The sequence below is a fragment of the Burkholderia metallica genome (assembly GCF_902832845.1).
Taxonomy (GTDB): Bacteria; Pseudomonadota; Gammaproteobacteria; order Burkholderiales; family Burkholderiaceae; genus Burkholderia; species Burkholderia metallica.
In genome coordinates this window covers 56,055-71,977 of record NZ_CADFDB010000003.1, presented here as the reverse complement: position 1 = coordinate 71,977, position 15,923 = coordinate 56,055, and the positions used below count along the sequence as shown (strand labels likewise).

The following is a 15,923-nucleotide window of genomic DNA, read 5'->3' as shown; positions in this document are numbered from 1 at the left end:
AACTGTCGGAACCTTCTGCGATGGGAAGGCCCCCAAAAAAGTGGCGCGGCTGGCAGGATTCGAACCCACGACCCCTTGGTTCGTAGCCAAGTACTCTATCCAACTGAGCTACAGCCGCACGCAAAACAAAACTTCTACTGCTTTGAACTGAAAGGGCCTTCGGTTCGGAAGGCCCTCGAAAAAGTGGCGCGGCTGGCAGGATTCGAACCCACGACCCCTTGGTTCGTAGCCAAGTACTCTATCCAACTGAGCTACAGCCGCACGCAGAAGCGAAATTATAGCAGCGTTGTATAAAAAGGGAAGCCTTATTCGCGAATTGTTCTGCGCGGCCTTGCCGGGGCGCCCTTCGTGTACCCTTGGCGTATCAGTCATCCCAGTTGAATCCGCATCATGAACAAGGCGTTTGTCAAAGAGTCGGACGGCGACGACGACGATCTCGACCAGGCCCAGCCCGCGATTCCCGCGGGTGCGAAGAACTACATCACGCCCGCCGGCCACAAGCGGCTGCGGGACGAACTGCTGCACCTGATCGACGTCGAGCGTCCCGAGGTCGTGCGGCTCGTGTCCTGGGCCGCGTCGAACGGCGACCGGTCGGAGAACGGCGACTACATCTACGGCAAGCGGCGGCTACGTGAGATCGATCGCCGCATCCGCTTCCTGGCGAAGCGGCTCGATCTTGCCGAAGTCGTCGATGCGAGCCGGCAGGAGAATGTCGACCAGGTGTTTTTCGGCGCAACGGTCGATTATGAGACGCCCGACGGCGAGGATCACACGATCACGATCGTCGGCATCGATGAAGTCGATCTCGATCGCGGCTGCGTCAGCTGGATTTCGCCGGTCGCGCGTGCGCTGATCAAGGCGAAGATCGGCGATACCGTGATGCTGATGACGCCGGCCGGTCCGCAGCCGATCGACGTGCTCGACGTCCGTTATCCGGCGCCGGGCAACGCCTGAACGACGCCCAGCGCAGTCCGGCAAAGAAAAAGCGCCCCGATGGGGCGCTTCGTCATCCGGCGTACGGCGGATGAGCCGGCCGCTCAGAAGCGATGGCGCAAGCCGGCCGTGACCGCGATCTGCTTGTTGGTCGACGACGCGCCACCGAGGCCGTTGACATAGGCGCCGATGCCCAGGCCGTCGGTGCTGACGCGCTGATACACGCCTTGCACATACACGTCGGTCCGCTTGGACAGCGCATAGTCGGTCTGCAGGTTGAACTGATTCCAGCCCGGATGACGACCGTCCAGGAAGCCGGCGGTGTACGTGTACGACCCGGCCAGCGACAAGGCTGGCGTGAGCGCGTAGCGCGCGTTCACTTCGTAGTTGTTGAAGCGGGCAAACGTGCCGTCGAGACCCAGACCGGTCGACACGCCCGAGGCGCCCGCGGAGATGCCGAGCGCCCGGTTCACGCGCGATTGCGTGAACACGAAGCCGGCCGTTGCCGGGCCGAAGGTGTAGTTCAGGCCGCCGCCGAACACGCGCTGACGCTTGCCGACAAACGTGTTGTCGCCTGCCACCGCGCCGCCGCTGTTGGTGACCGCGGCCGACGTGAGGCCCGAGATGTCATTGTTCAACTGCAGGTAGCCAGCGCCGATATTGAAGCCGGCGTAGGTGTACGACACGCCCGCGCTGTACGCGCGATTGTTCGAGAACTGGCTGCTGTTCGAGAAGCCGTACAACGCACCGAACTTCAGGCCACCGTAGTTGACGCTCGTATATTTGACCGCGTTATTGATCCGGAACGAATTGTTCAGGTTGTCGTTGTCGAACGGGTGGGCAAACTGGGTGCCGCCGAATTGCGTACCGGTCAGCGACAGCGGCCCGATGTAGTCGACGACGCTATCGTATTGGCGACCGAGGGTGAGGGCGCCGAGCTGGTCATGAGACAGGCCCACGAACGCCTGACGGCCGAATTCGCGGCCATTCTGGCCGAGCGTGCCGTTGGCGATGTTGAAGCCGTTTTCCAGCACGAAGATCGCTTTGAGGCCGCCGCCGAGATCTTCCGTGCCGCGCAGGCCCCAACGGCTGCCGTTGATCTGGCCGCTGCGTTCCGACCATGAGCTGTGGCCACCCTGGTTGTTGGTATAGGTGATGCCTGCGTCGATCAGGCCATAGAGCGTCACGCTGCTTTGGGCGTGGGCTGCCGTAACGAATACACCCGACAACGCGGTGACGATCAGGGTTTTTTTCATGGATCTGTCTCCAAACAGGATGATGTCGATCGAACCTGCTGCGGACTGGCCTCGTTTTACTTGACGCCATGGCCGGTCCCGCAGCGCAGCGGTGCGCTTGTCAAAAGCCATCTGCAGTGTACGGAGTGCGTGGAGCGGGGGAAGCTTGCGCTTTAAGCAATAATACATTTCGGAATCCGCAAAGATGGCCGAAATGGCGAAAACGGTTGTCCATCAAGGGTTTGCGGCGGTGCAGCGAAAGAAAATAGCGTTCAGGACTACGGAACGGGCGTTGCGCGATCGCGACACGTGGTCAGCAAAAGGCGGGGGAGGGCATAGCGCGATTATTGACACATCGGCAATAGAGGTTTGTGTGGAGCATGGATAATGAAAGGTTGTTCTCTCGCTATACTGCGATCTCTGCTTTCCGAAGCAGACTTTTTCGTTGACGGAAAAGATCTCCAAACCTTTGTCGGCGCGACTTCCCAGTCGCGCTTTTTTTTGCCCCGGCCACCCGTGCGATTACGTGTACGAGCGGCGCTTGCGCTTGGCCGCCGGCGCGGCGTCGCTGGCTTCGCTGGGCGGTGGCGTGTAGGTCCAGTCTTCCATCACGTAATGACGGGCATCGAGCGGCGAGGCCAGCAGGTTCTGCCAGTGATCGCCGTGCCACGTCGTATCGAATTCGGTGTCGCACGGCGCTTCGCGCGCAGACTCGGCCAGTCCGCGGGACTTGCGGCGTACGCGTCCGAGCCGGCTCGCGAAGCGCTTGATTCCGTCCAGCCACATGACCCTTCTCCTTCCTTCAGGCGTTGAGTCAGCATCGCAATGTCCCTGCATTTCCGCAACCGGAAAAAACCCCGAGGAATTTACCGAATCGATTTGTCCCCGGTAGGAATTTCACATCCGACATTATCGATACTTCGACCCCGGTAATATTGACAGGTTTTTGATGCGAGCCAATTAATCACCGGCGATGGTGTACCGATTCCAATGGTATTAGCGCTTTTTTGATAAAACGATCGTCAAAAATTTTCTTGACGCACCCCGATTGTCCAATTTATAAAGTCAGCACTCCGTCCTCGGGCGGCGTGCTGGGTGCGGGTGCTAGCGCTGGCGCAATGTTTCGGGATTTCGGGAAACGGCTATAAAAATAGCTTTTTTGATCTAATCGAGTGGGGAACGAAGACATGGATACCGGTATCGTGAAATGGTTTAACGATGCTAAAGGTTTTGGCTTTATTACGTCGGACAATGGCGGTGAAGATTTGTTTGCGCACTTTTCCGAAATCCGGATGGACGGCTTCAAGACGCTGAAGGAAAACCAGCGCGTTTCGTTCGAAGTCAAAGTCGGGCCGAAAGGCAAGCAGGCAGCGAATATCCAGGCGGTCTGACGCGCCACGCATTGCCGATCACGTCCGGCCCCCGCATCGCGGGGGCTTTTTGTTTTCCGGGGACGGAGCATTCCGGCTCGGGCTGGCCGCGAACGGGCTGGCCGGTGCATACTCACGGAAGCATCGTTTCCCAGTCTTTTCATGTCCGATTTCCCTCGTCCGCCCGATCCCGCCCGCGAACAGCCGCTCGTTTTCGTCGACCTCGAAACCACCGGCGGCTCGCCCGCCGAACACCGCATCACTGAAATCGGCGTGGTCGAAATCGGCCCGCTCGGCGTATCGACGTGGACGACGCTCGTCAATCCGGGCCAGTCGATTCCGCCGTTCATCCAGCAACTGACGGGTATTTCGGACGACATGGTGCGCGACGCGCCGTCGTTTGCGTCGCTGGCGCCGGCATTGTTCGAGCGACTCGACGGCAAGCTTTTCGTTGCGCACAACGCGAGCTTCGACCGCGGCTTCCTGCGGGCCGAGTTCGAGCGCGCCGGTTTCGCGTTCAATCCCGACGTGCTCTGTACGGTACGGTTGTCGCGTGCGCTGTTTCCGCGCGAAGCACGGCACGGGCTCGACGCGTTGATCGAACGCCACGGGCTCGTGCCGGCTGCGCGGCACCGGGCGCTGGCGGATGCCGACCTGCTGTGGCAGTTCTGGCGCCAGTTGCACGACATCGTGCCGCTCGACCGGCTGCGCGACCAGATCGCGCGCACGACGCGCCACTTCCGTCTGGGCGGCGACCTGACCGAAGCGTGGCTCGACACCGCGCCGGCCGGATGCGGGGCGTATGCGTTGTTCGGGGAAGGTGACGCACCGCTGTATGTCGGCCGCAGCGTACGCGTGCGGCAGCGGCTGCGGGCGCTACTGACGGGCGAGCGCCGGTCGTCGAAGGAAATGCGGCTCGCGCAGCAGGTGCGGCGTGTCGAATGGCGCGAGACCGGAAACGAGCTGGGGGCGATGCTCGCCGAAGCGCAGTGGATCGCCACGTTGCGTCCGTCTTACAACCGTCGCCCTGCGGCCGATGCCGCCCGTGCCGGCGGGGCGCCCTGGCCGTTCGAAGGGGCCGTTGCGTTCGAGGCGAGCGGCGAGCGCCGCCTGTTTCATGTGATCGATGGCTGGTGCTATCTCGGCGCGGCGGAATCGCTCGAAGCAGCCGCGCACCTGGCGGCCGACGGGGCGGACGGCGCATTCGAACCCTACACGCACCGCCTGCTGCAGACGCATCTCGCACGCGGTCTGCAACTGATTCCGCTTGCGGTGCTCGCGCCTGCGGCGCAAGCGGGTTAAGCCAGCGAAGCGCGCCGTGCGCCGAATGTCGTGCGATCCGCTCGCGGCGTCAGCCGATCGCGCTCGCGCCGCCGGCCGAGCAGACGTGCGACAGCGCGGTGTCGAGCGCTCGCGTCTGCGTGGCGTCGTAGCGCGTGAGCGTCTTCCAGTTCGCGATGCTGCGCGCGAGCCGCGCCTGGCAGTCGGGCGCATCGCGCAGCGGGCCAACCTGCGCGAGCCCCGCGAGCATTTTCTGCGTCAGCCGGTCGAGCGCCGGGCGCGTGCCGGTCGCGAGGTCGGGCGGCGTGCCTTCCGGCGGCCGCGTCGCGCGCCACGTCGCGAACAGCGCGTTCTGCACATCCTTGCTCGCGCTGATCTGATCCTCGAAGAACGTCCGCGCGAACGCTGGGTCGACCCCCGCCTGCGCGGCGCGCTTCCCGACCGATGCGAGCAGCGCCGCTTCGCGCGGCTGGTCCTCGATGGCCTTGTGGTTTGCCCATTTCCATCGCGCGACCGGTTCGGCGAGCGCGAGGCGCTGCGATGCGAGCGCGACGAGGTTGGTGAGGGCGGTGTCGTCACCGTCCGCAACGGCGACACGCGGCGACGAAAAGAGGACGACGCCGAGCACGGCGACAGCGACGCTGGCACGAATGGCTTGCTTCATCGGAACGATCGGAAGACCCGGGCGGGCCGGATGTGGAAAACGAGAAGGATAGACGAAGACAGTCGCGCGGCGTAGCGCAGCGACCAGAGAATCAGCAGGCGAGCTGATCCGGCACCGTCAGGCTGTTGCGGCCCGGGTGCGACGCGAATTGCGCGCGATGCGCAGTGATGAACCGCACGATAGCGATGATCGACACGTGGCGGTTACAGAACCGAACAGGCGTTCACTTCGGCGAGTACAGCTTGTGCTGCTCGTCGAAGAATGCCCGCACGTGGTCGGGCAATTCGGCGAGGAATTCAACGCCGACGGGTTCCGGATCCGGGCTCATCACTTGCTCGGGCGGTGGCATGCGAGTGGGTCTTTCGTCCATGGTCATTTCTCCAGCAGGTTCGATGATTATCAACCTCGCGCTTGGATTTTTGCCAGTGGCGAATCGTTAGATTTTGTCTCTGTTGTATTAACGGCACATGCGTTCCGACGCGCGCTGCGATGCCGACTATAGCGTTGTGCGGAATCGGCAACAATCCGGCCGCTTGTTATACTTGCGCGCACTTTTTCCTGGGCTGCGATGAAACGAACGACGCGATGGATCGGCCTCGTATGGCTGGCGCTGGTACTGAACGTACTGTCGCCCGTCATCGGCTATGCGCGTCTCGCATCGAGCGGCTCCGGCGCGCTCACGCTCGAGTTGTGCAGTGCAGCGGGCGCCCGCCAGGTGGTGCTCGCGCAGGCGGCGGCCGGCGATCACGATACGTCGTCGTTCGACCATGCCGGCGTGCCGCACTGCGTGTACTGCCCCGGCTTCGCGGCGAACGTGGCGCTCCCCGCGAGCCTGCCCGCTTTGCCGGGCTTCGTCCGGACGTTCGCCTATCGTGCGGCCGTCCCTGTCGTGCCCGATTACCCCCGCAAGGGCATCCGTCTCGCGCAGCCGCGCGCACCGCCTGAAAACGCTTCGATCTGATTGATGTCGTCCGCGCGCCCCCGAAGGCGCGCGTGCCGCCTGCGGCCTGGTCCCGCGTGCCGCGCCGTTCGTGCGCGCCGCGCGCGCCCGCGGGCGGCGTCCGAATTCGTTTTCAGGAATGCCTTCATGTCTTCTTCCTTCGCCGCGCGGCCGTCGCGCCGCCGGCTTGCACTCGCATGCGCGGCCACTTTCGCATGGCCTGCCGCCCACGCCGCGTCGCCGAACGACGCGGCCTCGCCAAACGACGCGGCCGCGCGCGGGAGTGTCGAGCGTCCCGCCGATGCCGCCGTGCCCGCAACCGCGCAGCCGGCGCGGCCCGGCGATACGCTGACCGCCGTCAGCGTGAGCGCGCAGCGGCAACCGGTCGATCCGGATACGCCGGCCGTCGTCACGTCGATCACGCGCGAGCAGATCGAATCGCACACCAACGTCACCACCGAGGACGCGCTGAAGTACGCGCCGAACCTGATGGTCCGCAAGCGCTACATCGGCGATCGCAACAGCGTGTTCGCCGGCCGCGACTTCAACGAGCTGCAGAGTGCGCGCGGGCTCGTCTATGCCGACGGCGTGCTGCTGTCGAACCTGCTCGGCTCGAGCTACGCCTACCCGCCGCGCTGGTCGCTGATTCCGCCCGACGATATCGCGCGCGTCGACGTGCTCTATGGCCCCTTTTCCGCGCTGTATCCGGGCAACTCGATCGGCTCGACCGTGCTGCTCACGACACGCCGCCCGGACAAGCTCGAAGCGTCGCTGTCGACGCAGTTCTTCACGCAGCGCTACCACGACGGCTACGGAGTCGCGGACAGCTTCGGCGGCAATCACCAGACCGCGCGGATCGCGAACCGCGTCGGCAAGTTCTGGTTCGCGCTGTCGCTCGACCGGCTGGAGAACGACGGCCAGCCGATGCAGTATGCGAGCCCCAATTCCGCGTACAACCCGAAGCTCGGCGCACCGGTGCCGGTGACGGGCGCCGCGACCGACATCGGACCGAACGGCAAGCCGCGCACGATCGTCGGCGCGCAGACGATCGAGCGGACCGAGCAGCTCAACGAGACGGTCCGAATGGGCTATGCGTTCACCGACCACGTCGATGCGACGCTCACGCTCGGGCATTGGGAGAACCATTACCGGCAGCACGGCGAAACCTTCCTGCGCGATGCGGCCGGCAATCCGGTCTACGGCGGCAACGTGTCGATCGGCGGCCGGAACATGACCGTCGCGCCGAACGCGTTCGCGCCGCAGCAGGGCGACCAGGAAAACTGGCTGTACGCGCTCGGCCTGAACGGCCGGCTCGATTCCGGCTGGCGGCTGTCGGGCGTCGTGTCCGCGTACGACGTGTCGCGCGACGTGCTGCGCTCGGCGTCCACCGTGCAGGGCGGCGCGGGCACGCTGTTCCAGGGCGACGGCACCGGCTGGCGCACGCTCGACCTGAAGGCCGAGGCGCCGGAAGTGAAGGGCCATACGTTCACGTTCGGCTATCACTACGATAACTACTTCCTGCGCAACGTCACGTACAACACGGCCGACTGGCTGGCCGGGCCGACTACGTCGCTGTCGAGCGTCTATCGCGGCGACACGCGCACGCAGGCGCTGTTCGGGCAGGACGCGTGGCGCTTTGCGCCGGGCTGGCTCGCGACGCTCGGGCTGCGTTACGAGCGCTGGGATGCATACGGCGGCGCGCTCGGCAATGCGGGCGGCACGCTCGGCTACGCGGACCGAAGCGCGAATGCGCTGTCGCCGAAAGTCGCGCTGCAGTGGGATGCGACCGATGTGTGGCGCTTCCGGCTGTCGTTCGCGACCGGCACGCGTTTCCCGACGGTCGGTGAACTGTTCCAGGGCACGATCTCGAACAACGCGATCGTCAACAACAACCCGAACCTGCGACCGGAAAAGGCGATCGATTGGGATTTCACGGCCGAACGCGACGTGGGCGTCGGCGTCGTGCGCGCCAGCGTGTTCCAGAGCGACCTGCGCGATTCGATCTACAGCCAGACGACGGTGTCGGGTGCGACGACGGTGACTAACGTGTCGAACGTCGATCGCGTGCGCGTGCGCGGCGTCGAGCTCGCGTTCAGCGGCGAGAACGTCGGGCTGCGCGGGCTCGGTCTCGACGCGAACGTGTCGGCGAGCAACGCGCAGATCCTCGCCGATGCCGCGAATCCCGCGTATGTCGGCTCGCGCTTTCCGCGTATTCCGCGCATGCGTGCGAACCTGCTCGCGTCGTATCGCTTCGACGAGCACTGGCTCGCGAGCGTCGGCGTGCGCTATTCGAGCCGCCAGTTCAATACGCTCGACAACAGTGACGTGAATCCGGACGTCTACGGCGGCACGAGTTCGTTTACGGTCGTCGACCTGAAGGCGCGCTACCGCCTCGACCGTCACTGGAGCGCATCGGTCGGCATCGACAACCTGACGGACCGCCGTTACTACGTGTTCCACCCGTATCCGGGCCGGACTTTCTATGGAGAACTGAAATGGTCGCTGTGAGATCGCTCGCGGCGGGCGGCGCGCTGTGGCTCGCATTGCTGTCGCCGGCCGGTGCGCACGATGCGCACGATGTGCCGAAGGCAGCCGACTCGCACGCCGCGCACATGAGCATGCAGGCCGCGCCCGCGCAGCAGAAGCAGCCGCTCGCGACTGGGGCGACGTTCGACGTGCATCACCGGCTGTGGGTCGCGTGGGTCGAAGGCGCGCACGTCGTCGTCGCGCATTCGGACGACGCGGGCCGTACGCTGTCCGCGCCCGTCACGGTCAACGCGATGCCGGAGCCGATCTACACGAGCGCCGAGAATCGCCCGAAGATCGCGACGAGCCCGGACGGGCGCGCAGTGTACGTGTCGTGGTCGATGCCGCTCGACGCGCCGTACACGGGCATGGTGCGCTTTACGCGGTCGCTCGACGGCGGCGCGACGTGGAGCGTGCCGGTGACCGTGCATCGCGACCGGCAGGCGATCACGCACCGCTTCGACATGATGACCGTCGATTCGGCCGGCAACATCGCGATCGCGTGGATCGACAAGCGCGATCTCGCGGCGGCGAAAGCGGCGGGGCACGCGTACGAGGGCGCGGCGGTCTACTACGCGGTATCGCGCGACGGCGGCGCATCGTTCGAAGCCGAACGCAAGGTGACCGACCACACGTGCGAATGCTGCCGCATCGTGATGGCGATCGATCCGGCCGGCCGCATCGAGGCCGCGTGGCGCAACGTGTTTCCGGGGCAGATCCGTGACCATGCGCTCGCCGTGCTGCCCGTCGCGGCGTCGGAGCCGGTCGTGCCGGTGCGTGCGACGTTCTCGAACTGGCATGTCGACGCGTGCCCCGAGCACGGGCCGGCGTTGGCGATCACGCCGGACGGCACGCGCCATCTCGCGTGGTTCGGCGTGGTCGACGGCCGGGCCGACGTGTTCTATTCACGCATCGGCGCCGACGGCGAGCCGCGCGGCACGCCGTGGGCATTCGGCGCGAATCCCGCCGCGCCCGGCGAGCAGGCGTCGCATGCGGCGCTCGTCGCGCGCGGCGACGTCGTGTGGCTCGCGTGGAAGGCGTTCGACGGCGACACGATGCAGATCAAGCTGCGCCGGTCGGACGATCGCGGCGAGCACTGGTCGGCGCCGCGCGCGATCGCGGCGACGTCGGGTGCGAGCGACAACCCGCAATTGCTCGACGATGCGGGTCGCATCTATCTGTCGTGGCGCACGCGCAACGACGGTTATCGGCTGATCGCCGTGGAGGAGACGAAATGAAGCGTCTCGTCGCATTGCTGGGCATCGCGCTCGCGAGCATGCCGGCATGGGCCGGCGGAGTATTGCAGCCGCTGCGCGCGGCCGACGTCGCGCGTCTCTATGCAAGCGCGCACGAGCGGCCGCTGGCGGTCGAGATCTGGTCGCTCGATTGCGGATACTGTCGCGAAAACGCCGCGCATCTGGTCGCATGGCAGCGCCGTCATCCGGACGTGCAGTTCGCGATGGTCGCGATGGATGCGTATGACGACAACGGCGCGGCGCTCTCGCAGGCGCTCGCGCAGATGAACTTGCCGCCGCAGGTCGCGCAGTATGCGAACGCGGAGCCGATGCCCGAGCGTCTGCGGGCGGCGCTCGATGCGGGATGGCGAGGGGAAATGCCGCGCACCGTGTGGATCGGGCGCGATGGGGTACGTGAAGCGCGTAGCGGATTGCTGAGCGCCGACGTGCTCGACGGCTGGTTGCAGCGCGCGAAACGCTGAACCGGCGAACGGCGCGCGGCGAACGGGCCGCGCGCCGGCCTGATGCGAAAACGCGCCCGAAGGCGCGTGACGAGAAGCGTCAGGCCGCTCGCCTGAACAGCCGGATCACGAACAGCAGAATCACCGCGCCGATGACCGCGACGATCACCGAACCGATGAAGCCGCTGCCGATGCTGATGCCGAGCAGGCCGGCGAGCCAGCCGCCGATCACCGCGCCGACGATCCCGACGATGATGTCGACGATCAGCCCGAAGCCGCCGCCCTTGACGAGCACGCCGGCAAGCCAGCCGGCGATCGCGCCGATGATGAGCCACATAATCAAGCCATGAGTCATGGTGGTCCTCTCCTTGTGTTGTGTCGAATGACCGGACGTCGGCTGTGTCGCCGCAAGCTGAATGAAGGCGGCATCGCGACCCGCCGCGCCGCCCACGCAATGTAACGCGATAGACGGGTCGGAATCGTTAAGTAATGTTATGCACCCTTAAGCGGATTTTCCAGGGAATTCGTCTGCATACGATGGGGCGCGTGCGTGAATGACGCGCAATGAAATGAATATGTAAGAAATGGTTGCCCGTCATGCCGATCGGCGATGAGCGTCATCGCGCGTGTGCCGGGGCCTGCAGGCCGGCGTCGGGCAATCCGTCGCTTGCGTCGGCGATCAGTCGCGCGACGGTCGCGGCGTCGCCGATCGCCTCGATCGACAGCAGTGCGAAACGGGCGAGAAACAGCGACGCGTCAGTTTCGCCGATCCGCGTCATCGTGCGGCACAGGTCGGTGTAGAGCGTGTCGCGTTCGGTATCCGTCATCATGGGGTTTCCTCAAGATCGGTTTCGGTTGGCGCATCCGGATGGAGCGCGCGGTCGAGCGCGGCAGCCAGATCGTCGGCACACGGGCTGTACCAGCGGCCGAGTACGTGTCCGTCTGGACGTACGAGATAGACGGTGCCTTCGCGTGCCCCGTACAGGTCGAACAGCCGTCCGTCGACGTCATGGCCGTCGCAGGCCGGTTGACGCGGCGCCGCATGCCGCCCGAGCGTGACGAGCGCGAACGGTATCCGCGCGGCCTGCAGGCGCCGTTCGAGATCGGCCAGTGCCGGATCGGGCACGCCGTCGGCGGTGAAGCAGAACGCGGTGAAACGCGGGGCGACGAGATCGGTCAGGTGGCCGTGGCGCGTGTCGTCGCCGTCCGCCGCGTACAGCATCAGCGGGCATTCGGCGAGCACCGTGCCGGGCGCGGGGCCGGCGGCAAACGTGTCGCGTTCGGCGGCGTTGAGCGACGACGATGCATACGCGATGGCCATCGTCTGGCGCGGATTGATCAGCGAACGCAGTGCCGGATGCCGGACCGCGAGCGACAGCACCGCCTTGCGCATCAGTTCGAAGGCAAACGACGGCGGCGCCATGAACTCGGTGCTCTTCGTGCCGTAGCGCAGGTTTTCGTGCGCCGCGAACACGCGCTCGTCCGAGTAGCTGTCGAGTAACGCGTCCGAGGCGAGGCCGCGAATCACGTACGCGAGTTTCCATGCGACGTTGTCCGCATCGTCGATCCCCGAATTCGCGCCGCGCACGCCGAAAATCGGCACGAGATGCGCGGCGTCGCCGCAGAACAGCACGCGGCCGTGCCGATAGCGTTCGAGCGTCAGCGCGTTCGCCTTGTAGATCGTGATCCAGATCGGCGACCAGTCGCCGCGCTCGCCCATCATGTCGAGCAGGTTCTGTACGCGCGGCATCACGTTCTCGGGTTTGATGGCCGCTTCGGGGTCCTCATCGTCGCGCAACTGGTAGTCGATCCGCCACACATTGTCGGGCTGCTTGTGAACGAGCACCGTCGAGCCCGGGTTCGACGACGGATCGAAGTACGCGAGTCGTTCGGTCGGGCGGTCGCTGTCGAGCGCGATGTCGACGATCACGTAGCGGCCTTCGTAGCGGGTGCCCTGGAGCGACAGGCCGAGCGCTTCGCGCATCGTGCTGCGGCCGCCGTCGCATGCGACGACCCAGTCGGCATCGAGTGCATAGCTGCCGAGCGGTGTGTCGACGTCAAGGCGCACACCGTCCGGATGCCGGGTCACGCCGGCGACTTTCGTCTGCCAGCGGATCTCGATGAATTCGGGCCGACGCCGCGCGGCGTCGAGCAGGAACTGCTCGATGTGATACTGCGCGAGATTGATCATCGGCGGCAGCTTCTGGTTCGCGTCCTGCGGCATCGTGAAATGCAGCACTTCGTCGCGACGATAGAAGCTGCGGCCGCCCGTCCACGGCAGCCCCTTGCGCAGAAAATCGTCGAGCGCGCCGAGCCGCTCGACGATCTCCAGGCTGCGCCGCGAGATGCAGATGGCGCGGCTGCCGTGGCAGACCGCGTCGTCGGCTTCGAGCAGCACGCTGCGAATGCCGTGATTCGCGAGGCCGAGCGCGACGGCGAGGCCCACGGGGCCGCCGCCGACGATCGCGACGCGATGTCGGTGCGTATCGATGCCGTCGTCGCGGGCCGGAAGGTGCGCGGCATGCCGTTCGGCGACGAACGGGTAGGGCTTGAAGTCGATATCCATCGTTGGCTTCCACGGACGCAGGTTCGACGTGCGCGCATCGACGCCGCGATGCGCGCAACAGGTCAATCCAGTATGGAAGCCGGTCGTGGGTCCGTTGTCCCCAATTCGGGTACAGCGACGCGAAGCAGGCGGGCGCGCGAACGGCTCAACGCGAGCCGATGCGTGTCATGGCTGCATGCACAGCGCAAACAGCTCGCGCTGGCTCGAAATGCCGAGGCGCCGGTACGCGCGCTTCTGGTAGGTGACGACGCTCGATGTCTTCACGCCGATCGTCTCGCCGATCTCGTGCGCGGTCTGGCCGTCGAGTATGCCGCGCAGCACGTCGAGTTCACGCTTGGACAATTCGGGGCAGGCGATGCGCAGTCGCGCGAGCATCCGTTGCGGAATGGCGATCTGCGCAGCGCCGGCGAGCGCGTAGTGATGCTTCGCCGCCTGCGCGATCAGCGGCGCGAGCGCCTCGATCGCGGCGATTTCGCGCGGCTGGAACGCGCCGCTGCGATGCGCGCGGTACAGGTTGATCGACAGCCACGTCGCATCGCCCGGCTGCATCAGCAGCGCCAGCCGGTCTGAGACATCGGGGCCCCGGTAGCAGGCCGCGCGATACGCTTCGTGGCCGATCTCGTCGCCGGTCTGCTGGTGCATCAGCAGGTCGTGCCGATGCGGGCCGCGACGGGCGGTCGAGACGATCTGCTGATTGCCGTCGAGTGCGTAGAAGTGCCGCGCGTACGTGTCGGCGAGCTCGCGCAGGTAGCGGCCGCCGCGATGGTCGGCCACCGACATCGTGCGCGGGCGGTTGCCGAACTCGTACGCGAAGATCGTGCACTGCGTGATGGACAGCGCGTCGTCGAACAATCTCAGCACTTCGGCCGCGAATGCGTTCGGTTCGTTGCCGCCGATCGCGGCGACGAGGCGCGTCGCGCGGGACACGTCCAGTTGCCCGGTGAGGTTCGGTCGCTCGAGACGCCAGGTGCGCATGATGCTCGGAAAGGGCGGGAGGGTGCGTCGATTGTAATCGGCGGGGTGCGGCGGGGGAGTCGGGTGATGCCCGCAAGCGGAGCGGACCGGTGCGGAAGGAGGGTGACGCACGATTCGTGCGCCCGGAATGAGAAAAGGGCTGACAAGCATGCTTGTCAGCCCTTTATGACTTGGTGCCGGAGATAGGAGTCGAACCTACGACCTTCGCATTACGAATGCGCTGCTCTACCAACTGAGCTACACCGGCATCAGAGAAACGAAATTATATGGTGAAGTCTGAGACTTTGGCAATAGGTTTTGCGAAATTTTTTCAGCTTGCTGCTGCTGTTTTCGCGAAACCCATCGACTCGGCGGACTTCCCGCTTCGTTTCCCTGCGATGCGACCCATTGGGGTCACATCGAGAGGCGCGATTGTACGTACGTCGCGCGGCACTGTCTAGTGCTGCAGTGCAAATTTATTGATTTTCCTGATGGTAGGCCGTCACGCGCTCGACTTCGTTCTTCGAACCGAGGAACACCGGCACGCGCTGATGCAGACCCGTCGGCTGCACGTCCATGATGCGCTGCGTGCCGGTCGTCGCGGCGCCGCCTGCCTGTTCGACGATGAACGACATCGGGTTCGCTTCGTACATCAGGCGCAGCTTGCCCGGACGATCGGGCGTGCGCTTGTCGGCCGGATACATGAAGATGCCGCCGCGGTTCAGGATCCGGTGCACGTCGGCGACCATCGACGCGATCCAGCGCATGTTGAAGTTGTCGCCGCGCGGGCCGTCCTTGCCGGCGTTCAGTTCGTCGACGTAGCGCTTGACCGGGTCGTACCAGTGGCGTGCGTTCGACGCGTTGATCGCATATTCGCGCGTATCGGCCGGGATCTGCATGTTGCTCTGCGTGAGCACCCACGAGCCGACTTCACGGTCGAGCGTGAAGCAGTTCACGCCGTTGCCGGTCGTCAGCACGAACACCGTCTGCGGGCCGTACACCGCGTAGCCGGCCGCGACCTGCTGCGTGCCCGGCTGCAGGAACGACTCCTCGGTGGCCTGCTTGCCGTCCGGGCAGCGCAGCACCGAGAAGATCGTGCCGATCGACACGTTCACGTCGATGTTCGACGAGCCGTCGAGCGGATCGAACACGAGCAGGTATTCGCCGCGCGGGTAGTTCGCCGGGATCGGGAAGAACGTTTCCATTTCTTCCGACGCCATCGCGGCGAGGTTGCCGCCCCATTCGTTCGCGTCGAGCAGGATTTCGTTCGACAGGATGTCGAGCTTCTTCTGCACTTCGCCCTGGACGTTCTCGCTGCCGGCGGTGCCGAGCGCTTCGCCGAGCGCGCCCTTCGACACGTTGTAGCTGATCGCCTTGCACGCGCGGGCGACGACTTCGATCAGCAGGCGCAGGTCGGCAGGGAGGTTGTTGGTCTCACGTTGCTGTTCGATCAGGAACTTCGACAGCGTGGTGCGGCGGGCAATGGACATGACAGACTCCGAAAGGCCAAAGAATCCTTGAATGGCCGCAATTTTACCCGTCGCGCCTCCCGCACCGCCGGGTTTTTTCGTCCGGTTACACGGCCGGGCGGCCGAACCGGCCCGGTTTCCGGTGGTGAAGACGCGCGGGGCGTGTCTGGGCAGCGGCGACGGGCCGCGCGGTCCGACCCCGCGATCGCGTGCGGTTCCCGAAGGGCTTGCGCAATAAAAAGCCGGTGCCGCGCGTGGCGGCACCGGCTGTATCGCGCGTGCGAAACGC

Annotated in this window: 16 protein-coding genes and 3 tRNA genes; 7 read left to right on the top strand and 12 right to left on the bottom strand. The window is 65.4% G+C overall.

Translation table 11 applies throughout. The annotated features are described in order from the left end of the window. Window positions 1-41: 41 nt before the first annotated feature. Window positions 42-118 (bottom strand) — tRNA-Arg (locus HWX08_RS10450). Between the two features lie 66 nt (window positions 119-184). Continuing rightward, window positions 185-261, bottom strand: a tRNA-Arg gene (locus HWX08_RS10445). Window positions 262-390: 129 nt separating this feature from the next. Between HWX08_RS10445 and greB the strand changes: the two genes are divergently transcribed. Beyond that, complete coding sequence (gene greB, locus HWX08_RS10440) at window positions 391-954, top strand: transcription elongation factor GreB (RefSeq protein ID WP_174922242.1); 564 nt, start codon at window positions 391-393, stop codon at window positions 952-954. 83 nt (window positions 955-1,037) lie between these two features. Here the strand turns inward: greB and HWX08_RS10435 are convergent, their stop codons facing one another. Together HWX08_RS10435 and HWX08_RS10430 are read right to left on the bottom strand one after the other, a co-directional pair. After that, window positions 1,038-2,189: a porin gene (locus tag HWX08_RS10435; RefSeq protein WP_069256046.1), complete on the bottom strand. Its 1,152-nt coding sequence runs from the start codon at window positions 2,187-2,189 to the stop codon at window positions 1,038-1,040. 501 nt (window positions 2,190-2,690) lie between these two features. Then, window positions 2,691-2,954, bottom strand: coding sequence for a hypothetical protein (locus tag HWX08_RS10430; protein ID WP_107310953.1), 264 nt, complete (start codon window positions 2,952-2,954; stop codon window positions 2,691-2,693). Between the two features lie 401 nt (window positions 2,955-3,355). Here HWX08_RS10430 and HWX08_RS10425 point away from each other — a divergent pair, with 401 nt between their 5' ends. Beyond that, entirely contained in the window at window positions 3,356-3,559 is a 204-nt protein-coding gene (locus tag HWX08_RS10425) for a cold-shock protein (RefSeq protein ID WP_027783827.1), read from the top strand. A 141-nt stretch (window positions 3,560-3,700) separates the two neighbouring features. Then, window positions 3,701-4,840, top strand: coding sequence for an exonuclease domain-containing protein (locus HWX08_RS10420; RefSeq protein WP_174922241.1), 1,140 nt, complete (start codon window positions 3,701-3,703; stop codon window positions 4,838-4,840). Between the two features lie 49 nt (window positions 4,841-4,889). Here the strand turns inward: HWX08_RS10420 and HWX08_RS10415 are convergent, their stop codons facing one another. Beyond that, window positions 4,890-5,483, bottom strand: a complete 594-nt coding sequence (locus HWX08_RS10415; protein ID WP_069256049.1) for a chorismate mutase — start codon at window positions 5,481-5,483, stop codon at window positions 4,890-4,892. Between the two features lie 223 nt (window positions 5,484-5,706). Beyond that, a complete protein-coding gene (locus HWX08_RS10410; RefSeq protein WP_006756195.1) occupies window positions 5,707-5,853 on the bottom strand; it encodes a hypothetical protein in 147 nt (48 codons plus the stop codon). A gap of 198 nt (window positions 5,854-6,051) precedes the next feature. Here HWX08_RS10410 and HWX08_RS10405 point away from each other — a divergent pair, with 198 nt between their 5' ends. From HWX08_RS10405 to HWX08_RS10390, 4 genes are all read left to right on the top strand, one after another. Then, window positions 6,052-6,444: a DUF2946 domain-containing protein gene (locus HWX08_RS10405; RefSeq protein ID WP_174922240.1), complete on the top strand. Its 393-nt coding sequence runs from the start codon at window positions 6,052-6,054 to the stop codon at window positions 6,442-6,444. A gap of 126 nt (window positions 6,445-6,570) precedes the next feature. After that, the gene (locus tag HWX08_RS10400; protein ID WP_174922239.1) at window positions 6,571-8,931 is read left to right on the top strand and encodes a TonB-dependent receptor; all 2,361 of its coding nucleotides are present in this window, start codon (window positions 6,571-6,573) and stop codon (window positions 8,929-8,931) included. Beyond that, complete coding sequence (locus tag HWX08_RS10395) at window positions 8,919-10,187, top strand: sialidase family protein (RefSeq protein ID WP_174922238.1); 1,269 nt, start codon at window positions 8,919-8,921, stop codon at window positions 10,185-10,187. The genes HWX08_RS10400 and HWX08_RS10395 overlap by 13 nt, the downstream gene beginning before the upstream one ends. Beyond that, a complete protein-coding gene (locus tag HWX08_RS10390; RefSeq protein WP_174922237.1) occupies window positions 10,184-10,666 on the top strand; it encodes a TlpA family protein disulfide reductase in 483 nt (160 codons plus the stop codon). The genes HWX08_RS10395 and HWX08_RS10390 overlap by 4 nt, the downstream gene beginning before the upstream one ends. A gap of 79 nt (window positions 10,667-10,745) precedes the next feature. Here HWX08_RS10390 and HWX08_RS10385 read toward each other — a convergent pair whose 3' ends face one another. From HWX08_RS10385 to HWX08_RS10360, 6 genes are all read right to left on the bottom strand, one after another. Next, window positions 10,746-11,000 (bottom strand): GlsB/YeaQ/YmgE family stress response membrane protein, encoded by a 255-nt coding sequence (locus HWX08_RS10385; protein WP_069256054.1) that lies wholly within the window; start codon window positions 10,998-11,000, stop codon window positions 10,746-10,748. Between the two features lie 262 nt (window positions 11,001-11,262). Further along, a complete protein-coding gene (locus HWX08_RS10380; protein ID WP_174922236.1) occupies window positions 11,263-11,475 on the bottom strand; it encodes a hypothetical protein in 213 nt (70 codons plus the stop codon). Then, entirely contained in the window at window positions 11,472-13,211 is a 1,740-nt protein-coding gene (locus HWX08_RS10375; RefSeq protein ID WP_174922235.1) for an FAD-dependent oxidoreductase, read from the bottom strand. The genes HWX08_RS10380 and HWX08_RS10375 overlap by 4 nt, the downstream gene beginning before the upstream one ends. A gap of 165 nt (window positions 13,212-13,376) precedes the next feature. Continuing rightward, a complete protein-coding gene (locus tag HWX08_RS10370; protein WP_069256056.1) occupies window positions 13,377-14,186 on the bottom strand; it encodes a helix-turn-helix transcriptional regulator in 810 nt (269 codons plus the stop codon). A 171-nt stretch (window positions 14,187-14,357) separates the two neighbouring features. Further along, window positions 14,358-14,433 (bottom strand) — tRNA-Thr (locus HWX08_RS10365). Window positions 14,434-14,641: 208 nt separating this feature from the next. Continuing rightward, window positions 14,642-15,655 (bottom strand): class 1 fructose-bisphosphatase, encoded by a 1,014-nt coding sequence (locus HWX08_RS10360; protein WP_069256057.1) that lies wholly within the window; start codon window positions 15,653-15,655, stop codon window positions 14,642-14,644. Window positions 15,656-15,923: the final 268 nt, after the last annotated feature.

Coding starts and splice junctions, on each gene's coding strand:
- greB (WP_174922242.1), top strand. CDS start 391: ATGAACAAGGCGTTTGTCAAAGAGTCGGACGGCGACGACGACGATCTC.
- HWX08_RS10435 (WP_069256046.1), bottom strand. CDS start 2,189: ATGAAAAAAACCCTGATCGTCACCGCGTTGTCGGGTGTATTCGTTACG.
- HWX08_RS10430 (WP_107310953.1), bottom strand. CDS start 2,954: ATGTGGCTGGACGGAATCAAGCGCTTCGCGAGCCGGCTCGGACGCGTA.
- HWX08_RS10425 (WP_027783827.1), top strand. CDS start 3,356: ATGGATACCGGTATCGTGAAATGGTTTAACGATGCTAAAGGTTTTGGC.
- HWX08_RS10420 (WP_174922241.1), top strand. CDS start 3,701: ATGTCCGATTTCCCTCGTCCGCCCGATCCCGCCCGCGAACAGCCGCTC.
- HWX08_RS10415 (WP_069256049.1), bottom strand. CDS start 5,483: ATGAAGCAAGCCATTCGTGCCAGCGTCGCTGTCGCCGTGCTCGGCGTC.
- HWX08_RS10410 (WP_006756195.1), bottom strand. CDS start 5,853: ATGGACGAAAGACCCACTCGCATGCCACCGCCCGAGCAAGTGATGAGC.
- HWX08_RS10405 (WP_174922240.1), top strand. CDS start 6,052: ATGAAACGAACGACGCGATGGATCGGCCTCGTATGGCTGGCGCTGGTA.
- HWX08_RS10400 (WP_174922239.1), top strand. CDS start 6,571: ATGTCTTCTTCCTTCGCCGCGCGGCCGTCGCGCCGCCGGCTTGCACTC.
- HWX08_RS10395 (WP_174922238.1), top strand. CDS start 8,919: ATGGTCGCTGTGAGATCGCTCGCGGCGGGCGGCGCGCTGTGGCTCGCA.
- HWX08_RS10390 (WP_174922237.1), top strand. CDS start 10,184: ATGAAGCGTCTCGTCGCATTGCTGGGCATCGCGCTCGCGAGCATGCCG.
- HWX08_RS10385 (WP_069256054.1), bottom strand. CDS start 11,000: ATGACTCATGGCTTGATTATGTGGCTCATCATCGGCGCGATCGCCGGC.
- HWX08_RS10380 (WP_174922236.1), bottom strand. CDS start 11,475: ATGATGACGGATACCGAACGCGACACGCTCTACACCGACCTGTGCCGC.
- HWX08_RS10375 (WP_174922235.1), bottom strand. CDS start 13,211: ATGGATATCGACTTCAAGCCCTACCCGTTCGTCGCCGAACGGCATGCC.
- HWX08_RS10370 (WP_069256056.1), bottom strand. CDS start 14,186: ATGCGCACCTGGCGTCTCGAGCGACCGAACCTCACCGGGCAACTGGAC.
- HWX08_RS10360 (WP_069256057.1), bottom strand. CDS start 15,655: ATGTCCATTGCCCGCCGCACCACGCTGTCGAAGTTCCTGATCGAACAG.